This window comes from Latilactobacillus fragifolii (genome assembly GCF_905332535.1).
In the GTDB taxonomy this organism is placed as follows: Bacteria; Bacillota; Bacilli; order Lactobacillales; family Lactobacillaceae; genus Latilactobacillus; species Latilactobacillus fragifolii.
In genome coordinates this window covers 1-21,704 of the sequence record NZ_CAJOCF010000003.1, presented here as the reverse complement: position 1 = coordinate 21,704, position 21,704 = coordinate 1, and the positions used below count along the sequence as shown (strand labels likewise).

The following is a 21,704-nucleotide window of genomic DNA, read 5'->3' as shown; positions in this document are numbered from 1 at the left end:
AACACTCCTATTCAATTGGTAATCGGGTTGCCATTAATAACGATATAAATGATTGGATTGGTTCCGGCAAATTCTTCCGGGCAACAAGGTAGAATTGGCGTTGATATTGTTGGGACAACGGTCGATAGGAAATCTCCGGGTAATCAAGCAATGCCGCACTTGAAACAAGGGATTGACCGATACCTTGTCTTAATAGTTGGATAATCAGCGCGTTGCTTCTAACGGTCATTACATTTTCGAGTGGTAAGTTATTTTCTTTAACGTAATTCATGGTGTAATGATAAACGCCAGAACCTTGTTCACGGAGCAACCATGGTTCATTGGGGTTCCCTGCCAGGACCAGTTGATCAGTCTGTAGTGGTGTCCGAATTAAATCTTTCTCGGTTAACGGTTTTTCAATGAAGCCAAAGTCTAGCTTATGTTGCGTCAAGTCTTGGACAATCTGCGATGAATTGAGGGTTCTGATATCCAAGGCAAGTGTTTCAAGGACTGGCCGATGGGCTTTAAGCAGGGGTGGAAGTAAGGCTGTTGCGGTGGTATGCGAGGCACCGATGCGACAGGGCGTTTTTGGCTGACCGTCTTGATGCTGGAGTGCATGCAAGTCTTGCGCCCATAAATCAAGGAGTTGCTGTGCCTGTTGATAAAAAAGGTCAGCGCTTTTAGTTGGCGTCATCTGCTGGCGCCCATTGCGTTCAAATAATGTGACGCCCAATGACTCTTCCAACTGTTTAATTTGAACAGAAACGGTCGGCTGTGATAGAAAAAGCAGTTGCGCAGCCGTCGTAAAATTTTTGGTTTCATAAACGGTTTTAAAGGTTGTTAAAATTTTAAACATCTCATCACTTCTATTCGTTATCTTAATAACAACTATTATAAAGATTTATTTTATTAATTGAAAGAGTTTCGGTATAGTTTAAGATAATAAGTGAGAAGGAGTAAAGCAATGGACACTATCATAAAAAAAATACCGGGTTTTGCAGTATCGTTAGCGATTGCGATTGCCAGTTACTACAGCGCTAAATTATGGTTACCAATGTTAGGTGGCGCAACGATCGCGCTCTTTATCGGTATCGTACTTGGCAATACTGGGTTGCAACAACCAGGATTAGCAGCCGGAACTCAGTTTTCCGAGAAAAAGCTGTTGGAATATTCCGTGATGTTACTGGGTGCGACAATTACCTTTCAAAGTATTCAACAAATCGGCTGGCATGGTGTGCTGTTTACCATGTTACAAATGGGGGGGACGATTGGCTTTGCCATCTGGTTCGGCCGGCGCTTGCAATTTAGCGAAGGGACCTATTTATTGATGGCTGGTGGTAACGCCGTCTGTGGTTCAAGTGCAATTGGGGCGATTGCGCCGGTCATTGATGCTGATAACGAAGAGACTGGAATTGCGATTACGTTGGTGAACTTAATGGGAACCATCCTGATGTTACTCTTGCCTGTGATTGGAACGTTGCTGTGGGGGCATAATGATGCACTCCGTGGCGTCTTAATTGGTGGCACAGTGCAATCGGTTGGTCAAGTGGTTGCTAGTGCGACGATGATTAACCAAGGAACGGTTGTCACAGCCACCCTGTTCAAAATTTTGCGGATTATTTGCCTGGTTTTGGTTGTCAGTGGTTTTGGTTACTTACATCAAAAGAAACAAAGTAAAGTCGGTGATTCAAAACTAAGCAAACAATTATTAGCGAAGAAGAGTAGTCTAGTACCATGGTATGTGATTGGTTTCTTGTTATTTTGCGTCTTGAATAGCTTACGGGTTTTTCCAAGCCAATTTGGGGCACTGTGTCACTTCTTGAGCACCTGGTGTGAAACAACGGCATTAGCAGCTATCGGATTACGCTTGAACTTAAAAGCGCTCTTCAACCAAGGTAAACGTCTATTAGCATACGCTGGAGGATTAGTCACAATACAAGTCGTCCTCGCGCTTGTCTTAATCACATTACTATTCTAGAGTGTGTTAGCAGTTGAGATTTTTCTAAAAACAGGTACTGATTAAAAAAACTGCCATCAATTGATTGATGGCAGTTTTTTTGGCGCTTAAGCTTGGTAAGTGCCGACTTGAACGGCTTGTTTTAAAGTGGCTGGTGTGTGATGGGACTTAGCAAAAAATTCGCTTAAATCCCGTCCGGCTGTGAGACCTTTAAAATGTTTGCCACCTTGCCAAGGCGCAATTGCTGAAAGATCATAAACGATACCATCAACAGCAACGTATGCGGGTTGGCCATTTTGACCGTTATATTGCGCAAGTGTTTCTTTTGTAAAGACCTTTTCTGTCATAATTAAAATCTCCTTCGAATTGTGAATGGGTCACCAATAATATAGCGCTCGATGAAGAAGTTGGCAACGATTAAGTTGTGCACATCAAAATCCGTTAGCCTTGGAATGGACAACTAGAAAAGGTTAATTAAACAACTATACGAAAAAAGCCACTCGATTACAGAGTGGCTTGCTTTAATCACTAATGGACCCGACCAGATTCGAACTGGCGACCTCCTACATGCGAAGCAGGCGCTCTCCCAACTGAGCTACGGGCCCAATGCTTACGAGAATATTTTAACACTTTTAGCTAAAATAGCAAGATGAATTAGTGACGAGCAGATGTTCGGAGATTGTTTGCTTTTTTGCCGCCTTTAATCGTGCGGGTTTTGAAGTGAGCTTGTTGGCTATCAGGAACGAATTTAAAGTGTTGCATTTTCCCTGCGTATGGTTGACCACTGAGGCGGATTTTCAACCAATTTTGCATAGTTTCAATCATCCCAGTTAGTTTTGCGGCTTGATCAGGCTTTGCTTGTTTTTGGACTTCGGCCGTGACATCGTTGGTGAGATAAGCCAATAACTTTTGGTGATAGGCAATCAGTTCTTCGGAAAGTGGCGCTTGGTTATATTGATTGAATAGTTTTTGAACAAAACGCATTGCGTCTTTAGCATTTTGTGGTTGGTAAAAACGTTCTTGATCAGACATGCAAATTCCTTCTTTCTTTAAAGTAGTATAGCGAATAATAATATTCGTCACAACCGTGGGCTTTGGTATAATAGAGAAATACTAGTTTTGCGGAGGTCAGCAATGTTTAAACGTAAAAGTGATTGGTTCTTAGTGGGGGCCTTGGTCATGATGGCGATTTTATTTTACAGTTCTTCAATGACGTATCATGAACAAACATCAGTGCCCACGTTGGAACGATTTCTTAAAAATGAACCACTTAAGGCTTGGTTAAGTCAATTTTCGTTCCATTATGCAGGTAGTGAACAGAGTGTCAGTGCATCTGGATACTTCAAATTTGTGGAATTCTTCGTCCGTAAAGGCGCCCATTTTGGCACATATTTTTTATTGGCGGCTTTTAGTTATTTAGGGCTGCGGCCACGCATAACCGGGAGTTTTTTAGCGGTAATCTTTAGTTGGCTAGCAGCCACCGGGTATGCGGCAACGGACGAATTTCACCAAATGTTGACGGGCGATCGAACACCGCTTTTTCAAGATGTGATGCTGGACAGTGTCGGTGCATTAACGGGGATTGTGATAGTTTGCGCACTGCGGTGGATTTTGACACAAAAAAAGAGACGATAGCCCGACTACCATTGCTTTTAGCAGGGTAATTTGCTATCATAGAAAACGACTTAGTACCAGAATTCTATAATCGAAAAGAGGAGTTAGATATGTCAGGACATTCAAAATGGCATAATATTCAGGGTCGTAAAAACGCACAAGATGCAAAACGCGGCAAGATTTTCCAAAAACTATCCCGTGAGCTTTTCATGGCTGCGAGAAGTGGCGGTCCTGACCCAAGTTCTAACGCCGCATTACGTTTAATTATGGATAAAGCCCGTTCAGCTAACATGCCTAAAGATAATATCAAACGGGCAATTGATAAGGCTGATGGCGGTGATGCCGCGAACTACGATGAAATTACTTATGAAGGTTATGCACCAGGTGGCGTTGCCGTTTTAGTCCATGCTTTAACTGATAATAAGAACCGGACTAGTTCAGACGTTCGGGTTGCATTTACGCGTAATGGCGGGACAATGGGGGCTTCTGGTTCAGTTGCTTACATGTTCGACCGTCGTGGGTATATTGCGATCGCACGTGACGGCTTAGATGTTGATGAAGACCAAATGTTTGAAGACATTTTAGAAGCTGGCGCGGATGATTTACAAACAGAAGATGATGTGTTTGAAATTTACACAGATCCTAAGGAATTAGCAAATGTCCGTGATATTCTTGAAAAGAAATACACATTGGCAAATGCTGAATTAACGATGATTCCCCAAAATACAACACCAGTTGATCCTGAAAAAGTCGATCAATTCAAACGTTTAATTGATGCTTTGGAAGACAATGACGATATTCAAGAAGTTTATACCGCTGGCGAACTACCAGAAGAAGATTAATTTGTTTGATAAGTGCGTTGCAAGTTATTGCAACGCACTTTTTTTGTGCAAAAAAATATTCAGTTATTTGCGTATCTTTGGTTAGTCAGGAAGGAGGCACGAGATGACTGAAACATTAACGGCACTTTTACAAGCGTGTGCGCAAGAAAGAGCACAGGATCTCTATTTTCAACCACTAACAACGGGATGGAAGATTGTTAAGCGGTTAGCAACGGGGATCCAAACGGTGCAGACAATTTCTCAGTCTCAAGGTAACCAGTGGCTTAATCAATTGAAGTACCAGGCAGGGATGGACATCAGTGAAACAAGACGACCGCAGACTGGTCGCTCATCATTGTCTGTAGCTGGTGAATTGGTTTATTTGCGGTTGGCAACTGTGGGTGATTTTTTAAATCGGGAAAGCTTAGTCGTCCGATTTATTTATCCAATTGGGCAGACTTACCACTGTGATGATCCGCAGATTTTAACGCGTTTGATGCAACTGATTGCGCAATCGGGTTTATTATTATTTGCTGGGCCAACTGGTTCGGGAAAAACAACTAGTTTGTACTATTTGGCAGAACAAGTCATGCAAGACAAAATGGTGGTTGCGATTGAAGATCCGATAGAGATTCAACAACCGGCTTTTTTACAGTTACAAGTAAATGAAGCCGCAGGATTAACCTATGCTGCATTATTAAAAATTAGTCTCCGCTTGCGACCAGATACCTTAATTATTGGTGAGATTCGCGATTTAGAGACGGCCCAACATGCGGTTTCAGCGGCGTTAAGTGGGCATTTAGTATTAAGTACGATTCATGCACGGAGTACAAGTGGCGTACTTGATCGGTTATTGGATCTTGGGATTAGTCACGTACAATTAACAGCTTGCCTAGCTGGCGTTGCTTATCAATCACTAGTGGTTAAAGGCTCAAAAGTGGCGGCACATTATGAGTTGGCTACGGGTCAGCAGTTAGAGGAGATTGCACATGAAGGCTAAAACAACTACCCAATTTAATACCGAATTCATGTTGTTGTTAGGCCGGTTATTGCAAAATGGTTTTTCTTTACAACAAGCGCTGAGCTTTATGCCAATTGTTTTTCCATCCCAAAAGCAGTGGTTAAATCAGCTTCGAACTAGTTTAGAAGCAGGTGAACGCTTAGCACCGAGTTTGGCGGCCGTTTCGTTTCCACCACACCTTGTTGCCCAAATTGAATTAACAGAGTTACAGGGGCATTTGGACGATTGTCTATGGCATCTAGGGCAATTACAACGGATCCAACAAAAGCGCCGCAAGGAATTAATCGGGGTGATTGCTTACCCTTGTTTTCTGATCCTTTTTCTGGGGTTCTTGATTGGGATGATGCAGATCTATCTTTTCCCAGAAATCGCACAGTTTACTCCGACAACGACGACCATTTCGCCATTACAATTCTTTTTAAGAATCATGGGCGTATCAGTGATTGTTATTGGGATGTTACTTAGTGGATATTTCATTTGTTGGCATCGGCAACCATTATTAAAGCGGCTCACCGCGGCGTTTAAATGGCCTTTTTTGGGTAAGTCATTACAGACGTACTATCAATATTGTCTTTTATTTGATTTGGCGACTTGCTTAGCAAATGGGTTAAACTTAGCCGAAATGCACCAGCTCACTCAACAATTAGCGCAAACATCATGGCTCGTGCAACTAATGCAGCGACTAGAAGCCGGAATTAAAAAGGGCGGCACGCTATTGGATCATTTAGCAGATACCACTTTTTACCCGTCTGAATTGCGTTTAGTTCTGGCTAAAGGAAGTTCGTTACAACAGATGGCCAAAGAGGTCGATCTGTTGGCTGCTATTAAATACGATGACTTGCAACGCCAACTGCAACAGAAGGTCAATTGGCTACAACCACTCTTATTTATCCTGATTGGGGTCATCATTATTTGTACTTATCTCAGTATTTTATTACCGTTATATCACACAATGGAGGGGATATCATGAAGAAAAAAAGAAAGGCATTTACGTTGATTGAAATGGTAGTTGTCTTAGCTGTCATATCAATGTTAGTCCTGTTGATTGCGCCTAATTTAATGCGCCAGAAAGAGGCAGCTGAGAAAAAAACGGATACGGCCTTGGTGGCAACGATTCAGACACAAGTCGAATTAGCTAGGGATGATGGAAAAACAGTTTCAAGCTTAGCTGATTTAGCATCAGGCGAAAAATATTTAAGCGACAATCAAGTTAAACAAGCTGAAAAACGCGGTATAACAATTAAGGATAATAAAGTTGTTCAAAATTCAAAATAAGGCATTCACTTTAATTGAGAGTTGTGTTGTTTTGTTCATTGTTGGGGTAGTCAGTTTATTTGCATTACAACATCTTCGTGATTATCGCGCACGGCAGGCGGAGCGGTTATTTTTTGAACAATTTGAAGCATCATGGCATGCGACTCGCGAATATGTCGCTGTTGAGCCGCATAATGTCCACCTATCTTGGGACCAAGCCAATCATACGTTACATTACACAAGTGCCGATCCACAATATTCAAGCATGGCTATCCCGATTCCAGAAACATTGACGTGTGTCGATCCTGAAACTTGGTTTAGGATCCAGTTTAATCATGACTCAGCTGCCAGACCGCAGTCATTAATTTGTCGGTCTAAAATTGATGGGCGCCGCTATGAATACCGGGTCCAGATGATGTGGGGGATGTTACATGTTAAGAAGTAGACCGGCGTTTTTATTAGTAGAACAAATTGTCGCGTTAAGTCTCCTTTTAATGGGTGGCTTGACCTTAACGATAAGCCTGCACCAGTTTAAAGCACATCAGGTTCAACGCCGGTGTGTGACTGCAGAATATGCGGTAATGGCAATGGCTGTTAATCGCTTGGTAAATAAGCAACCGCCGCGAGCACAATGGCAGCTACAACGGGAAACATACCAGGTCGTCACCCAAAAACAGGCTATTTATGTCACAAATAAAGCGGGTGAACGAGTTGCACTTCAATGGCATTGCTACTAAACACTCCGGATTTACGCTTATCGAAATGGTTGTAGCACTCGTTATTTTGGTTTTGAGCAGTCAATTAGGATTGGCGACCGTCAGAACATTAACGCATACAACGCAATTAACACAAACGGAACGCCAAAATATTAACTGGCACATTAGTATGATTGAGCTTGATCGTTTCTTGGAGGGCGCCCAATTTGTTTCAATCGAATATGTAGGTTATGAGCAACAACTAATCATCGCCAAAGATTCAAAACGGCGGTATACCTTAACGAAAGCTAAAAAAGAACTGGTTGTCTCGAGTACGGAAAATGGGTATATGCCTTTACTAGAAGGGGTCTCGCGGGTAAAAATGGTGTATCACAACCCTTTTTTAGAACTGGAAGTACGTTTAAGTGATGGGACCGTGTATCAACATGAATGCTTTTTGGAGGCGCAACATGATACAAAACATACCGATTAAACGCTCTGCAGTCGCACTTTTGAATGCAGTGTTGATGTTAAGCTTAGTGACAAGTACGCTATTAATTGTGACGCATAGCTATCAACAGCAACAACAAAGTTATACCAGTTTGACCAACTATTACCAGACCCAAATCATTCTTAAATTAACAAATAAGGCGCGACAAACCGCGTCAATTCAAGGTATAAAGACTAATATGGGGAAGAGTCGTATTGATCAACAACATAAGTTAATCATCATTGAGTTAAACAATGGCTATCGAAAACAGTTTCCAGCTCAGAATGAAACAGATTAGCGTTAAAATTTTCTATTTGATAAAGCGCTTACTATGATTTATAATTCTAAGTGTACCCACCTGTATTACTTGCTTTGCCGTTAGAATACCGATAGAATATAACAGGAATCCAATGAATAGAGGTGGCTATTTTGCCTAAGAGTGCTGTAGAAACGTTGTTTGATCAATTCGATCAAACAACTCAATTAATTGAAAAGAATTTAGAAACGACCTATTTAGATGCACTCACTGAGACGATTGCGAATATTGCAGATGGTGGTCGTGTAAAAGTTGCAGATGGTTTACCAGATGCTGATACTGTTGCACAATTAGAAGCGCTTTATGCGACGGTTAATCTCAATCAATTTGATGCAGAAGAAATTCGCCAAGCGGTGCAGTTGGCAACCCTTAAAGGCTTGCGCCAAGTGAAAGTGGAACCGAACAAGCAAATGACACCGGATGCGATTGGCTATCTTGTAGCATATTTGGCAGAGGTGTTCGGTGGTGCTGACCAAATCAAGACGGTTTTAGACCCAGTTGTCGGAACGGGGAACTTACTGGCAACCGTAATCAATCATATCCAAAAATTAACAGGGAATACCGTGCAAGGTTTTGGGATTGATAATGACGATAGTTTATTGGAAATTGCGGGTATCAGTAGTGAATTGCAGAAGCATACAACAACTTTTTTCCATCAGGATGCAATCGAACCACTATTGGTTAAACCCGTTGATATTGCCGTCGCCGATTTGCCGATTGGTTTTTATCCATTAGATGAACGGGCCGCTGATTTTGAAACCCATGCAGCTAGTGGTCATTCATATGCCCATCATTTGTTGATTGAACAAACGATGCACTATGTTAAAGAAGGTGGCTATGGCTTTTTCTTAGTACCGAATGTTATTTTAGAAACGGATGAAGCTAAACAACTGATTAAATGGGTGACAAAACATGTCTATTTGCAAGGCTTGTTGAGTTTACCAGCCAACTTGTTTAAGACTAAAGAAGGCCAAAAAGCGATTTTAATCCTTCAAAAACAAGGTGCTGGTGCCAAACAAGCAGACCCGATTTTATTAGGTGAGTTTCCAAATTCTAACGATCAAAAAGCGTTTGCAACGTATCTACAGAAGATCCGGACTTGGCATAAAGATAATTTACAATAATCGAATAGAAAAGGTGATTAGATGTCAAAAGTATTAGCAATTAACGCTGGTAGTTCTACCCTTAAATGGAAGTTATTTATCATGCCTGAAGAACAAGTTGTTGCCCAAGGGATGGTTGATCGTTTAGGATTATCTGATTCAGTCTTTACCGTTAAATACGGGGATGGGCAAAAGTTCTCAATGACCCAGGATATTAAGACGCAAGATGTTGCGGTTGATTTGTTATTGAAGAAGTTAATTGAATTTAAAATTATCAATGAATATAGTGAAATTAGTGGGATTGGCCATCGCGTCGTTGCCGGTGGTGAAGATTTCAAGTCATCCGCATTAATTAATGAAGCGTCATTAAAACGGATTGAAGAATTGGCAGAGTATGCACCATTACACAATCCTGCTGAAGCCGGTGTTATCCGTGCTTTTCGGAAGATTCTACCAGATGTACCGCAGGTTGCTGTTTTTGATACATCGTTCCATACAACGATGCCTAAAGAAAATTATCTTTATAGTTTACCGCTTGAATATTATCGCAAGTATGGCGCCCGGAAGTACGGTGCTCATGGGACGAGTCATCGTTACGTTTCCCATCGTGCTGCTGAAATGTTAGGCAAACCATTGGAAGCATTAAAAATGATCACCATGCATCTTGGGAGTGGTGTCTCAGTAACTGCCATTAAAGAGGGTAAATCATTGGATACATCAATGGGCTTCACGCCGCTTGCAGGGGTGACAATGAGTACGCGTTCAGGGGATATCGATCCTTCACTGGTTGCATTTTTAATGGAAAAACTAGCCATTCAAGATCCAGCCGAAATGATCGATATTTTGAATACTAAATCAGGTATTTATGGGATTTCTGGTTTATCGCCTGACATGCGTGATCTTGAAAAGACGCGTGAAGAACGTCCTGAATCACAATTGGCAATTGATATCTTTGTTAACCGGCTGATTAAGTACGTTGGGTCATACGTTGCGATTATGGGTGGCCTTGATGTCTTAGTGATTACAGCTGGGATGGGTGAAGGCGATATTTTAATGCGTCAACGCATTGCCGATCGCTTAAGTTTCTTTGGCGTTAAAGTTGATCCAGAACGCAATAATGTAATGGCGCAAGAACGCGTTATCAGTGCTGACGATTCACGCGTTAAAGTGTTACTAGTACCAACTAATGAAGAAGTAATGATTGCAAGAGACGTTGTTGAGATTGGCCACGTCTAAAGCATCAGTTAAAATGACCAGCGATTGGCTGGTCATTTTTTAGTGGAGGGGATAGGAATATGACAGGTTTTACATTATTTTATGGCTTATTGGCCATTGCTTTGTTCGTTATCTGGCTAATCGTTGAAACAAAAATGGTTTGGCGCGCAAAACGGAATCGCTTGTGGACGATTTTTCTATGTTGCGTCGGAATCCTATTACTGGGTTTAACGTTAGCAATGGGGAGAACCCTTAGCGACCAAATTACCGGTCTTGGCTCGGTTGTAATCCTAATTGTGATTGCTTTTTGGCCCCGTGGTTTGACGAAAACAAGTTTGATTGCAAACTTAAATACGATTCGGCAATTTGCGGCGATTTCTAAGATTGAATTATTAACACAAGATGATTTCGTTGAAGTTCATTTTTATGTTGGTGAAATTCGGATTGCCAAGTTACGCTTTAAAACGACGGTTGAAAAATTACAAGCCTTTTTAAAAGAGCGGTTCCCTAAGAAACGCTTAGTGGTTAAATAAGGTTAAAGTCTTTCATATTACTGGCTGATATGCTAAACTAGTATTTGCATATCGGGGCCGTTACGGATTCGACATGTGTAGGTGAGCGTGAATTGCACTTCGTAGGTTACGTCTACGTTAACAACGTTACAGTTAATTATAACTGCAAACAATAACAATTCTTACGCTGTAGCTGCCTAAACACCAGCATAGCGTGATCCGCCTGACTTCACCCAAGGGTTAGATCCGGGTCTCAAATTAATTGGGTTACGTTAAATACTGCCGTTTGAGGTGTTTAAAGGAGATTTGCAAACTAGCTAGTTCATCCGAGCTTTTGTCGGACGGCGTTTTGGACTAGCGAAGGCCTAAATTGTTCGACTATGAGTGTAGAGATTGACGTGGCAATGCGCATGGACGCGGGTTCAACCCCCGCCGGCTCCATAAAAAACAAGGTGTTAAGCAGCATTAGCGGCTTAACAAAAGGCGATTAACACTACCGTAACGGTGTTAATCGCCTTTTTTTGTTTGTAAAAAAATAACAGCCACCCCTGTGGCTGTTATATTAATTGCTTATACCCAACGGTTGGTTTTGGTTGGCAAGAGCATGCGGATATAGAACTAGGTTGTTCCAATAAGCGGTTTGAATTCAATGAGCACCTATCAGTCTGAACGGTCTGGATCGTAGAGACAGCGAATTTTAACGGATAAAATTACAATCCCAACGATGAAGACGGCGATATTACGGCCCATCGAAATTTCTATCAAAGACATTAGTCATAGTTAAACAAGTTATTTATCGTTTTTAGCTTGCATATCAAGCTAATGATTTAAGCCCCAACGCCCATTAATGAAGCAAGAATGAATAATAACCAAATGTGAATTGGGTAGAACAAGTAGAAGAAATACTTCATGCTAGGGCCTTTTTGGCCGTTGTACAAGAGAATCGGGATAATCGCGAAGATCATCATCCATTGCGTATTGCTAGTGAAGAGGCCAGTGAAGGCAAAGCCGGAGGTGACCCCAGCGCTAATGAATGCGAAAACAAGGACTGTTAGACATTGTAAGAGTCGGTTGTTTCGGAAAAGATAAAAAAATACGCCGATGTAGAGGAGAAGACCATTTTCCGCAAGCATAATGTTTGGGATAACCATTGCGAGATTGGCAGACAGCATCACTGTCTTAGGGTTAGCAATTAGACCAAGCACCAATATTGATACGAGGATGGGAACGACAATTGCTAGTCCACCAATCAGGATTTGTTTGGGATGGTGTGCGCGGCGGCCGGCACTAATTTCTTGAATCCCATACATTGCTAAAACGGCAATGAATAAATCGGTGAAAATATTGTTTGACAGTGCGAGGTTACCGACTTCGAAGAATTGCTGGACAATACGGCTTCCCAAGTTCATAACCCAAAAGCCAATGAGTAATCGGCACATGTAACGTTTTTGATTTCGAGTATGCGTGAATCCTTCAACTGCCATAAAGAAGAAAATCGTGGCAACTGGCCGTCCGAACCAATCAACCCAGCCAGGAACCCCGGCAGCGGCGAACATTTGGTGCACGTGATCAATAAACATGAGGATAATCCCAATTAATTTGATCTCGAAGTTATTTAAAACTTGATACGCTTTAGTTTGCATGATAGCCCCCCTAAAATTTAATTAACGATATTATCGCATATTTGGTGCTTATTATTAAGCTTTAAATGGATAGTGACAATTTTGTTAGACGATAAAAGTGATCTTAGCGTGGCTTTTAGGCCTATTGAGTAATTTGGCTTATCAATCACCATGATCAGTTATTAGACCTACTGGACTAAAGGCTGCTTGTTTCCGGATAAAATAGAGTAATAAAAGCAGTGCACTTTAAACATCAATCGAGCATTATAACCGCCAAAGTAACGAAGCATGGTGCTTTGGGTACCGAGCATCATGTGAAAGTAATAAAAAAAGCCTAGGTAATCTAGGCTTTTGAGAGTTAATCTTTGGTTGTGAGTGAAACGATTGCTTTTGTTTGATAGTATTTATCAGGATTGGTTTCGAAAGTTAACCAATCTGCATCAGCGAATAGACCTGCTAATGCGAGAATTGGACGTTCTTTAGCGAGTTGTTGTTCGCTAGAAGTTGCAATGGCATCTTGGTAGCTACCATTGAAAATTTCGTCTAGGTAAAAGGCTTGATCATCACCAACGTTTAAATACGTGGTATCATTCTTCCAAGCGTGTAGCAAATCGGTTTCCGCAAAAGTAACGGTCTCGTTATTTGAAAAAGTCATGATAAATTGCATATGGGTCAACTCCAATTAGTTAATTAAGCAACAGCCTATTTTGTTGCTTACCTTAATTATAGCATTTAAGGCGAACCTTTTGACATCTATTGCAGTTAAAAAGTAGAATGAAGTTGAATAAAAAAGAAGGGAAGGCATTGATATGGCAAATGAAGAACGGTTAGATAGTCTGAAAAGTGTCATTGAAGGAACGGTTAAAAAGGTTGTCAGTGAAGTGACAATCCATAAGGGTAAAATAAAAAAGGGACAAAAGGCGGCCAAAAAATAGGACTTAATCATAAAGAAACAGTCAAAATCATGCATTTGGTTTTGGCTTTTTTTATTGGAAAGCCGTTAAATGCGTTCGCTTTTACGGGGCAGGCTTGGTATAATTTAGAGGATAGTCAGAGGAAGTAGGTACAATTAATGGATTACGCAGAAATGTTAGACCGGCAAAAACACATTCGTAATTTTTCGATCATCGCGCATATTGATCATGGAAAATCAACATTAGCTGATCGGATTCTTGAGATGACGGATACTATTGCCAAACGCGATATGCAAGCGCAAGTCTTAGACGATATGGAATTAGAACGTGAACGAGGGATTACCATCAAGTTAAACGCGGTGGAGTTACACTACCGTGCTAAAGATGGAGAAACTTATATTTTCCATTTAATTGATACGCCAGGCCATGTCGATTTTTCATATGAAGTGTCGCGAAGTTTGGCAGCTTGTGAAGGGGCCTTATTAGTGGTTGATGCGGCCCAAGGCGTTGAAGCACAAACGTTGGCTAATGTTTATCTAGCGGTCGACGATGACCTAGAAATTATACCGGTCATTAATAAAATTGATTTACCATCAGCACAACCAGACGTTGTTAAAGCAGAGATTGAAGAAATGATTGGTTTGGATGCTTCAGAAGCCGTTCTGGCCAGCGCTAAGAGCGGGATTGGCATTGAAGAAATCTTAGAAAAACTGGTAACCGACGTGCCAGCCCCAACTGGTGATTTAAAGGCCCCATTGAAGGCGCTCATTTTCGATTCAATCTACGATAGTTATCGCGGTGTTGTGTTAAATGTACGTGTCTTTGACGGAATGGTTAAAGTTGGCGATAAGATTCGTTTAATGAATAATGGGAAAGAATTCGAAGTCACTGAAGTCGGTGTGATGTCGCCTAAAGCTGTTAAACGAGACTTCTTAATGGTTGGCGATGTGGGGTACATTACGGCCAGCATCAAGACGATTCAAGATACGCGTGTTGGGGATACTGTGACACTTGCTGACAATCCAGCAGCAAAAGCCCTTGATGGGTACCGACACATTCAACCAATGGTTTATTCTGGGATGTATCCCGTGGATAACGCGAAGTTTAATGACTTACGCGAAGCCTTGGAAAAATTACAATTAAACGATGCAGCCTTAGAATTTGAGCCTGAATCTTCACAAGCGTTGGGTTTTGGGTTCCGATGTGGTTTCTTAGGGCTGTTACACATGGATGTGGTTCAAGAACGGTTAGAACGGGAATTCAACCTTGATTTAATCATGACCGCACCATCAGTAGATTATCATGTTGATTTAACCGATGGAACTGAAGTTGTAATTGATAACCCATCAGAAATGCCAGAAACATCAAATATTTCCGAGGTTAAAGAACCGTATGTTAAAGCCTCTATCATGGTTCCCAACGATTACGTTGGGGCCGTCATGGAATTGGCGCAACGCAAGCGGGGCGAGTTCGTTACCATGGATTATTTAGATACTTATCGGGTTAATGTTATCTATAATATGCCATTATCTGAAATCATTTTTGATTTCTTTGATGACTTGAAATCAAATACGAAGGGCTACGCCTCATTCGATTATGAAGTAACAGGTTATCGACCAAGTGATCTTGTGAAGATGGATATTTTATTGAACGGCGAATCCGTCGATGCCTTGAGCTTCATTGTGCACCGTGATTTTGCCTTTGAACGGGGCAAAGCGATTGTTAGCAAGTTAAAAGAGACTATTCCGCGTCAACAATTTGAAGTGCCGATCCAAGCGGCTATTGGCAATAAAGTGATTGCTCGCTCAACAGTTAAGGCCTACCGGAAAAACGTACTTGCCAAGTGTTATGGAGGGGATATTACCCGGAAACGCAAATTATTAGAAAAACAAAAAGCCGGCAAAAAACGAATGAAATCCGTTGGTTCAGTGGAAGTCCCACAAGAAGCCTTCATGTCCATTTTGAAGATGAATGAAGACGATAAAAAAGGTAAATAACAAAAAAGTCCTGATTACTAATGTAATCAGGACTTTTTTACTATTTATAAGCATCGATAATTTTTAAGAAGATAAGCATTATTACAAAACTAATCCAAAAGACCACCCTGGCCAATTTTTTGAGCATCGGACGGTCCTTATAAAAAGCAACTAGGCTCATTACAGAAGAAATAAGAACCGCGATTGCGGAAAAGACGACAATAAATGATAGAAATAGGTGTTGCACAGTTGACATAAAAGGGCTCCTTTTGACGGTTGATCTTATGAAATAAGTATATCAAAAAAGTGGTATTTCGAGAATAGATAGTAGTTGAGTAAAAGGACATAAAACAAGACATATTATAATGACCACGACTTATAATGTATTTTGGAGACAATGATGGAAATAATCCAGTTACCGGTTAAAATGGGATCTTACGCCTAATACATTGGTAACTTTAAAACAGTTGATTTTAAAAAACAATATTCAGGTTTAAAAGGGCAACAATCAATATGGCTTGGAGTTGATTGGGATACCAAAATTTTGGTAAATAGATTGTTAGTTTTAAGTTAATCAGATTAATTATGAACCACAAAAACTAGAAAGAAGATACCACTTGGTATCTCTTTTTTAGTTTTGGCGCATTAAATTGCGTGCTATGATATTAACCGTAATCAATTATTAACTTATGGAGGAATTATTTTATGAAGGCAAAATTATTTTCAATATTAACATTAACGGCATTGATAGCACCAATGGCACTAACCATTGGTGCGGTATCAGCTGATTCAGTGACACCACAAACATCAAAAGCAGATTTTACGGTTGTTGCTAAAGATCCAGATAATCCAACTGATCCTGAAAACGGGACATTGGTCTTAAAATCAGTACCAAGTTTTAGTTTTGGCACAATTGAAGCTAGTGATATTTATGCTGGTTTTAGTGACAAACCAGCACAAGCTAATGGGACTTTAGAAGTGTCTGATACCCGTTTGGGTAAATCTGACTGGTCATTAACAGCTGCCATGGATCAATTTGCCGATGGTGATAACCAATTAAGTGGTTCAACATTGAATTTAGCTTCTACTGGTTCTTTAGGTGAGGATTTATCAACCGCTATTAAAGATGATGCCAGTGCTGTTGAAGTTGTTAAAGGTAACGGTGACCACGGGGTAGATACATTTAAGTTAGCTGCAGCTGATAGTAAGTTGACAATGGCTGCTAACCCAACGGCTACTTTGGCCAAGGATGAAGCTTTTTCAACCACAATCAACTGGAATTTATCATCAACAACACCGGTTGCACCAGAAGCTTAATTGTCTAGAATTTAAAGCGCACTAAAGTATACGAATGTAGTGATTCAATAAGGGGCAGGCAAAGTGATTTGCTCACCCCTTATTTTTATAGGAGGCGACCAAGGTTGTTGAAAAAGAAAGTTTTAATTGTGCTGTTTTGTTTAATGGCTTTCCTCATAGCGTTCAGCCATTTTACGCAAGCCGTCCACGCTGAGGGGGCTGAATTTACAGTGACCCCTGAATACGGTGGGGGCCAAACGGATGCTAGTCTGGGGTATTTTTCAATTAAAGCCGAAAACGGCCAAACATATCCGCTAACGGTGAACGTCCAAAATCTGAATATGGAAAAAGCGAACGATTTTAATGCACAACTTGTGGCTGCTTCAACTTCGAACAGTGGGCATATCGATTACACGCCAACTCACCAAAAAATGGTCAAAACAAAAGCCCCGTTATTACCTGATTTAGTCAAAAAAGGGGCCGATCAGCAAAGTTTTAGTTTAGCCCCAGGTGCTTTAAAAAAAGTCACTTTTATGATTAAGGTACCAGACAAAGGATTTAAAGGGACCGTTTTAGGCAGTATCTATGTTAAACGAACTTCGAACAATGAAGTGTCTAAAAAAGGGTTTGGGATTAATAATCGCTTTGCGATGACAATTCCGGTCGTTATGACCCAGGATTTCGACCAGAAGCTGACGCCGAAGCTATCTTTAACAATGGCGAAGGTGGAAGCCACTAGTGGCGTGCCGCAAGTCGTTGGGCGTATTGCTAATAGCGCACCGACCATGTTTGGGCAGATTAAGCTAAATGCGTGGGTTACGCGCAAAAACCAAACCAAAAAATTATATGAAAAGCGTGCGGCAAAACTATCAATGGCGCCGTGGTCAACTTTTAAATACGCAATTGATACCAATAACCAAATCTTACCCAAGGGACAATATACCTACCATGTAAAAATGGTTTCGGGTAAGAAGACCTTCAATTTAAAGCGTAATTTTACAGTTGATGATCAAGCACGTGCACAAGTCAATCAGACATTAATTAATCCAGAAAAAGCGGGGCTTAATTGGTGGTTGTGGGGTTCTATCGGAATGATTGGGATTTTAATGATTGCTTTAATGGCTTATCTAATTGGTCGAAAAAGGGGTGTAGGGAGACATGATGCATAGCTTATTAAGATCTAAAACGGGTTTGGTTTTAATAGTGGCATTAATGGTCATGATGTTAGACATAACAGTCCAGCCAACACGGGCTACCTGGATTCCTGAAAATCAAAGTACCATTAGTTTTACGGTGCATATTGACCAAGCAAGACCAACGGCACCAAACAGTCACAACAGCGAAGATGGTGTTGCACAACCGGATATCCCTAAAAATGGTCAAGAAATCCATTATACAGCTAGTGGGCAGAATACGAGTACCGGTCGGTTACCACAGACAGATGTCTTAAAGAGCTCATTTTTAAGTTTATTAGGTAGTGTATTAATGCTATTAGCAATCGTCTGGCGTCGCCAACAACACGTAAAAAAGGAGGCGATATAGGATGCAAATTAGACATTTAATCTATGGCAGTTTAGCTATTGTGCTACTAGGTAGTCATCTGATGAATCGGTCTGTTCAAGTTAAAGCGGCTGAATTGATGTCTTCAAGAACGAGTAATCAGGTATCAACTGAATCTAGTAGTTCGATTGTAACGGAGCAATCACAAGCAAAAGTAATTAATTCAACTAGTACGGATCCGATTGTTAAGCAAAAAGCGATAGATACTAAGAGTGCTGAACCAATTGGCACACCTAGTAATGCGGATAAACCTTCAAAAAATGGTTGGAGTTTCTTGTTAACAATTTTTAGAAGAGGTTTCAGTAGACAGCCGCAAGAAGAAGATTATTTTGCACTCCAAGATATTGATAAGGCTAAATTTTCGGGGATGAGTATTCTAACGAACCTAGGTAATGGCTTAGGAAAAAACATTACCGTTCGCCGTTGGCATTGGGATGCCAGCCAAAATAACTGGGTAGAGGACAAAAGACAAACTAAAGCAAAAACGGGCTGGTCTTTAATCATGGGCTCTTTGGGCTTTTTGGATGTTGAAGACTACGCGCTAAATAGTAAAGGTGATTTAGGTGTCGGGACATACTATTATCAATTTAGTTTTACAGATGGAATTATTCCTTTTAGGAAGACGTTTTATTCTGATTTAGCGAAGGTGGGGATTACTCCTGAACCTAAACCGGCGAAGACCATTAATGCCGATACGGATAATGCGGATGGCACGCCGAAAGTCATCTATTCGGATGTCGATTATGGGGTTAAAGCTATTATAGATCCAGTGGATTCAACTGATGATGTTGACTGGGAACCGACTAGTTCAAACGATCTATTGAAATTTACACCAAACAATGGGCGAAAAACCTCTCTAATGGCTGGCAATGGTGAAGTTAATAGCGATAAAAAATATGTACCAGATTCTTATTATGTTAATCAAGTTAATCAAAATCCGAATATCCCAGGAATTCCTGCGCACTTCCATGTTGGTGCTGGGCGACTATTTGCGAATAAAACCGTTTATGTCGGTGGATTACCTGCCTATAATCAGGCGGTAGACGTCGGTGGTAGCTGGTCTGTCGGTGGTTTAAGCGATTTAGTCAAAGCAACTGGCTCAACGAGTGCCTGGCATTATGCTTGGCAATTTATGGACAGTACCGGCAAGACCATAGCATTACCAGCCAATAGTGGTGTGACTAACAGTAGCGGTGATATTAATAATTTGGCTGATTTAAATACGGTGCAACCGTTAACGTTTGCTAAGAATAGTGATTTCATGAAGCAGGCTGCAGATGCGACTGCTAGTGGTAAGAGTTATCAAGCGCAGCTGACACTAACGACGAGTGTTGATTCTGAAGAGGATTCAAGTAAGAAAGCAGAAAAAGTCGTTGTCGTTTCTAATAAGGCTGAATTACAAATACAGCCTGCATTAGGCAAGTTATCGTTGGACCAGGTACCTAATTTCAATTTTGGGAACGTCTTGGCTAAAGATGTTTACGTGGGTACAAGTCCACAAGATAAACTATACGAAACCAGTGATACGGTAAAAGTTACTGATACGAGGGTTGATTCTGGTTGGAAATTAACCGCTAAAATGACCAAAATGGCGTCCAAAAAGGGAAATCAATTAAGTATAACAACTGTTAATATCAACGGGCTACCAGGCGCTACTAATCTAGGATTAACTGATAACAATAGTGAAATAGTGATTGCATCGGCTAAAGCTTCAAATACTTGGCAAGTCACGGGTGCACTATTAATGAATGCTAATCCAGCGCTTCAACTTGAAGCTGGCGAGACTTTCGCAAGTGATATTACGTGGACCCTTAATAGTATGCAACCTGAAATACCGGTGGCGTAAAAAATATAAGTAGTCAATTGTCGACTTTATTAGCAACCCTTGATGAACATCAAGGGTTTTTGATATGCCTAGGTAAAGAAAAAATTAATGTCTATTGAAGAATTGAGGGGATTTAAAATACCATGATCAACTTTTGCTCGAGAACAAGATATTCGGAGTTTAGTATTTCTGAAGAAGCATAATTGTTTAATCTAAAAAGGCTTTATCCCGTGAATATTAGGATAAAGCTCTTTATAAATATTTTAAATTTTATCCGCTAACTTACTAGCGACTAGTTTAACTTAAAGGACTTTTTAGTTAATCGATATATTTAACAGCTGTGCCATACGCGGCAACTGATTGCATATCTGTTCCAATTGAACCGGAATCAAAGCGCATCATGACAACCGCATCGGCCCCCATTTTAAGGGCATTTTGGCGGAGTCGGTCGATAGCGACGTCGCGTGATTCAGTCATCATTTCAGTGTAGGCTTTGATTTCGCCACCGACGACATTTTTCAATGATGCGCCAATGTTTTTGAAGACGTTCTTGGATTGAGTGGTTAGACCGAATACTTCACCAAGCACTTCATAATGTTTGCCGGGAATGGTTTCGGTCGTAGTGATAAGAATTGGATTTGTCATGACTAAAGCTCCTTTTAGCTGAATAGGATTAATAATAATGTGATTAAAGCTGGCAAACCTTGTAAAAAGAAAATTTTCTTGGTTGCGGTAAATGTTCCATAAAGGGCAACAATGAAGACGTAAAGCATCAATAAGGCGAGCACTATTTTAAGGGTTTGACCGGCCAATAGCAGGTTGACCATAATAATTACAGCCCCCAACATCCCATTATAAATGCCTTGGTTGGCAAGTGCTACCCGAGCATTTGGCAATTTCACAAATTCCAACGGCATATCAAAAGCTTTTGCCTTGGTTTCAGCGTTGGCAAACATTTCCAGCCCCATGATACCGATGTGCTCAATGGCGATTAAATAAGTTAAAACAAGAATTAATAATTGCATAAGTAAGTGCCTCCTCAGTAGTGGTTCCATTGTAACAAAAACAATGGCGGGCGTCCAAATTAGCCAATAAAAAACACGCCAGCGCATTACTGGCGTGTTTGGGCATACATATTAATCGCGGTCTGTATAACCGTTGGGATGATTTAAATGCCAATTCCAGGCGGTTTCAATAATGGCTTCCATGTTATCGTATTGTGGGGTCCACCCTAACACGGCACGGGCTTTGTCACTGGCGGCAATCAAAGTGCTTGGATCACCAGCACGTCGTGGCGCCATTTTAACGGGGATTGCTTTGCCGGTTACGGTGCGGGCCGCTTCAACAATCTCCATGTTTGAAAACCCAGTTGATGACCCTAAGTTAAACGCGTTACTATCATGGCCGGCTTCAAGATAACCGAGTGCTAAAATATGGGCGTCGGCTAAGTCTAAAACGTGGACATAATCACGGACGTTGGTGCCATCTGGGGTCTCATAATCGTCGCCAAAAATCGATAATTGATCGCGCTTTC

The 21,704-nt window shown here is 41.0% G+C and carries 27 protein-coding genes, 1 tRNA gene and 1 other RNA gene; 20 read left to right on the top strand and 9 right to left on the bottom strand.

Features of this window, described 5'->3' with window-relative positions:
* Nucleotides 1-7 precede the first annotated feature (7 nt).
* A complete protein-coding gene (locus tag J7Q78_RS04665; protein WP_154242298.1) occupies nucleotides 8-835 on the bottom strand; it encodes a LysR family transcriptional regulator in 828 nt (275 codons plus the stop codon).
* A gap of 108 nt (nucleotides 836-943) precedes the next feature.
* On the opposite strand from J7Q78_RS04665, the gene J7Q78_RS04660 reads away from it, so the two are divergent.
* Nucleotides 944-1,957: a YeiH family protein gene (locus J7Q78_RS04660; protein WP_208421903.1), complete on the top strand. Its 1,014-nt coding sequence runs from the start codon at nucleotides 944-946 to the stop codon at nucleotides 1,955-1,957.
* An 86-nt stretch (nucleotides 1,958-2,043) separates the two neighbouring features.
* Here the strand turns inward: J7Q78_RS04660 and J7Q78_RS04655 are convergent, their stop codons facing one another.
* The 3 genes from J7Q78_RS04655 to J7Q78_RS04645 all read right to left on the bottom strand — a co-directional run bounded on the left by J7Q78_RS04655 (nucleotide 2,044) and on the right by J7Q78_RS04645 (nucleotide 2,968).
* Complete coding sequence (locus J7Q78_RS04655; protein WP_154242296.1) at nucleotides 2,044-2,283, bottom strand: cytochrome b5 domain-containing protein; 240 nt, start codon at nucleotides 2,281-2,283, stop codon at nucleotides 2,044-2,046.
* 185 nt (nucleotides 2,284-2,468) lie between these two features.
* A tRNA-Ala gene (locus tag J7Q78_RS04650) sits at nucleotides 2,469-2,541 on the bottom strand.
* A gap of 49 nt (nucleotides 2,542-2,590) precedes the next feature.
* Nucleotides 2,591-2,968 carry a hypothetical protein gene (locus J7Q78_RS04645; protein WP_154242295.1) on the bottom strand — a complete coding sequence of 126 codons (378 nt, stop codon included), beginning with the start codon at nucleotides 2,966-2,968 and terminating at the stop codon, nucleotides 2,591-2,593.
* A gap of 102 nt (nucleotides 2,969-3,070) precedes the next feature.
* Between J7Q78_RS04645 and J7Q78_RS04640 the strand changes: the two genes are divergently transcribed.
* From J7Q78_RS04640 to ssrA, 13 genes are all read left to right on the top strand, one after another.
* A complete protein-coding gene (locus J7Q78_RS04640) occupies nucleotides 3,071-3,571 on the top strand; it encodes a VanZ family protein (protein ID WP_154242294.1) in 501 nt (166 codons plus the stop codon).
* Between the two features lie 89 nt (nucleotides 3,572-3,660).
* Nucleotides 3,661-4,392: a YebC/PmpR family DNA-binding transcriptional regulator gene (locus J7Q78_RS04635; RefSeq protein WP_154242293.1), complete on the top strand. Its 732-nt coding sequence runs from the start codon at nucleotides 3,661-3,663 to the stop codon at nucleotides 4,390-4,392.
* Between the two features lie 103 nt (nucleotides 4,393-4,495).
* Nucleotides 4,496-5,371 carry a competence type IV pilus ATPase ComGA gene (gene comGA, locus J7Q78_RS04630; protein WP_208421902.1) on the top strand — a complete coding sequence of 292 codons (876 nt, stop codon included), beginning with the start codon at nucleotides 4,496-4,498 and terminating at the stop codon, nucleotides 5,369-5,371.
* Nucleotides 5,361-6,362 (top strand): type II secretion system F family protein, encoded by a 1,002-nt coding sequence (locus J7Q78_RS04625; protein WP_208421901.1) that lies wholly within the window; start codon nucleotides 5,361-5,363, stop codon nucleotides 6,360-6,362. Before comGA ends, J7Q78_RS04625 begins: the two co-directional genes overlap by 11 nt.
* Nucleotides 6,359-6,667, top strand: a complete 309-nt coding sequence (gene comGC / locus J7Q78_RS04620; RefSeq protein ID WP_154242290.1) for a competence type IV pilus major pilin ComGC — start codon at nucleotides 6,359-6,361, stop codon at nucleotides 6,665-6,667. The genes J7Q78_RS04625 and comGC overlap by 4 nt, the downstream gene beginning before the upstream one ends.
* Complete coding sequence (locus tag J7Q78_RS04615; protein WP_173011544.1) at nucleotides 6,648-7,091, top strand: type II secretion system protein; 444 nt, start codon at nucleotides 6,648-6,650, stop codon at nucleotides 7,089-7,091. Before comGC ends, J7Q78_RS04615 begins: the two co-directional genes overlap by 20 nt.
* Entirely contained in the window at nucleotides 7,078-7,383 is a 306-nt protein-coding gene (locus J7Q78_RS04610) for a hypothetical protein (RefSeq protein WP_154242288.1), read from the top strand. Before J7Q78_RS04615 ends, J7Q78_RS04610 begins: the two co-directional genes overlap by 14 nt.
* A complete protein-coding gene (locus tag J7Q78_RS04605; RefSeq protein ID WP_208422051.1) occupies nucleotides 7,331-7,834 on the top strand; it encodes a competence type IV pilus minor pilin ComGF in 504 nt (167 codons plus the stop codon). Before J7Q78_RS04610 ends, J7Q78_RS04605 begins: the two co-directional genes overlap by 53 nt.
* Nucleotides 7,812-8,129 carry a hypothetical protein gene (locus J7Q78_RS04600; RefSeq protein WP_208421900.1) on the top strand — a complete coding sequence of 106 codons (318 nt, stop codon included), beginning with the start codon at nucleotides 7,812-7,814 and terminating at the stop codon, nucleotides 8,127-8,129. Before J7Q78_RS04605 ends, J7Q78_RS04600 begins: the two co-directional genes overlap by 23 nt.
* A 131-nt stretch (nucleotides 8,130-8,260) precedes the next feature.
* Entirely contained in the window at nucleotides 8,261-9,271 is a 1,011-nt protein-coding gene (locus tag J7Q78_RS04595) for a class I SAM-dependent methyltransferase (protein ID WP_208421899.1), read from the top strand.
* Between the two features lie 21 nt (nucleotides 9,272-9,292).
* The gene (locus tag J7Q78_RS04590) at nucleotides 9,293-10,486 is read left to right on the top strand and encodes an acetate/propionate family kinase (protein WP_208421898.1); all 1,194 of its coding nucleotides are present in this window, start codon (nucleotides 9,293-9,295) and stop codon (nucleotides 10,484-10,486) included.
* Between the two features lie 59 nt (nucleotides 10,487-10,545).
* Nucleotides 10,546-10,998 carry a laaL gene (locus J7Q78_RS04585; RefSeq protein ID WP_208421897.1) on the top strand — a complete coding sequence of 151 codons (453 nt, stop codon included), beginning with the start codon at nucleotides 10,546-10,548 and terminating at the stop codon, nucleotides 10,996-10,998.
* A gap of 53 nt (nucleotides 10,999-11,051) precedes the next feature.
* Nucleotides 11,052-11,421, top strand: a transfer-messenger RNA (tmRNA) gene (ssrA, locus tag J7Q78_RS04580).
* Nucleotides 11,422-11,804: 383 nt separating this feature from the next.
* On the opposite strand, the gene J7Q78_RS04575 is transcribed toward ssrA, so the two are convergent.
* Together J7Q78_RS04575 and J7Q78_RS04570 are read right to left on the bottom strand one after the other, a co-directional pair.
* A complete protein-coding gene (locus J7Q78_RS04575; RefSeq protein ID WP_208421896.1) occupies nucleotides 11,805-12,620 on the bottom strand; it encodes a TraX family protein in 816 nt (271 codons plus the stop codon).
* A 337-nt stretch (nucleotides 12,621-12,957) separates the two neighbouring features.
* Entirely contained in the window at nucleotides 12,958-13,266 is a 309-nt protein-coding gene (locus tag J7Q78_RS04570; protein WP_154241656.1) for a hypothetical protein, read from the bottom strand.
* Between the two features lie 142 nt (nucleotides 13,267-13,408).
* Between J7Q78_RS04570 and J7Q78_RS10080 the strand changes: the two genes are divergently transcribed.
* The 6 genes from J7Q78_RS10080 (at nucleotide 13,409) to J7Q78_RS04545 (ending at nucleotide 20,191) form a co-directional block, all read left to right on the top strand.
* The gene (locus tag J7Q78_RS10080; protein ID WP_268911915.1) at nucleotides 13,409-13,534 is read left to right on the top strand and encodes a hypothetical protein; all 126 of its coding nucleotides are present in this window, start codon (nucleotides 13,409-13,411) and stop codon (nucleotides 13,532-13,534) included.
* A gap of 137 nt (nucleotides 13,535-13,671) precedes the next feature.
* Nucleotides 13,672-15,510 (top strand): translation elongation factor 4, encoded by a 1,839-nt coding sequence (gene lepA, locus J7Q78_RS04565; RefSeq protein ID WP_208421895.1) that lies wholly within the window; start codon nucleotides 13,672-13,674, stop codon nucleotides 15,508-15,510.
* Between the two features lie 684 nt (nucleotides 15,511-16,194).
* Nucleotides 16,195-16,806, top strand: a complete 612-nt coding sequence (locus J7Q78_RS04560; protein ID WP_208421894.1) for a WxL domain-containing protein — start codon at nucleotides 16,195-16,197, stop codon at nucleotides 16,804-16,806.
* A 104-nt stretch (nucleotides 16,807-16,910) separates the two neighbouring features.
* Nucleotides 16,911-17,954, top strand: coding sequence for a DUF916 and DUF3324 domain-containing protein (locus J7Q78_RS04555; RefSeq protein WP_208421893.1), 1,044 nt, complete (start codon nucleotides 16,911-16,913; stop codon nucleotides 17,952-17,954).
* Nucleotides 17,944-18,327 carry a hypothetical protein gene (locus J7Q78_RS04550; protein WP_208421892.1) on the top strand — a complete coding sequence of 128 codons (384 nt, stop codon included), beginning with the start codon at nucleotides 17,944-17,946 and terminating at the stop codon, nucleotides 18,325-18,327. Before J7Q78_RS04555 ends, J7Q78_RS04550 begins: the two co-directional genes overlap by 11 nt.
* Before the next feature lies 1 nt (nucleotide 18,328).
* Complete coding sequence (locus J7Q78_RS04545) at nucleotides 18,329-20,191, top strand: WxL domain-containing protein (RefSeq protein ID WP_208421891.1); 1,863 nt, start codon at nucleotides 18,329-18,331, stop codon at nucleotides 20,189-20,191.
* Nucleotides 20,192-20,488: 297 nt separating this feature from the next.
* Here J7Q78_RS04545 and J7Q78_RS04540 read toward each other — a convergent pair whose 3' ends face one another.
* The 3 genes from J7Q78_RS04540 to J7Q78_RS04530 all read right to left on the bottom strand — a co-directional run.
* A complete protein-coding gene (locus J7Q78_RS04540) occupies nucleotides 20,489-20,815 on the bottom strand; it encodes a heavy metal-binding domain-containing protein (protein ID WP_154241669.1) in 327 nt (108 codons plus the stop codon).
* Nucleotides 20,816-20,829: 14 nt separating this feature from the next.
* Nucleotides 20,830-21,195: a DUF1304 domain-containing protein gene (locus tag J7Q78_RS04535; RefSeq protein ID WP_208421890.1), complete on the bottom strand. Its 366-nt coding sequence runs from the start codon at nucleotides 21,193-21,195 to the stop codon at nucleotides 20,830-20,832.
* A gap of 111 nt (nucleotides 21,196-21,306) precedes the next feature.
* Nucleotides 21,307-21,704 (bottom strand): GDP-mannose 4,6-dehydratase (locus tag J7Q78_RS04530; RefSeq protein WP_208421889.1); only part of this gene is annotated, 398 nt, incomplete at its 5' end.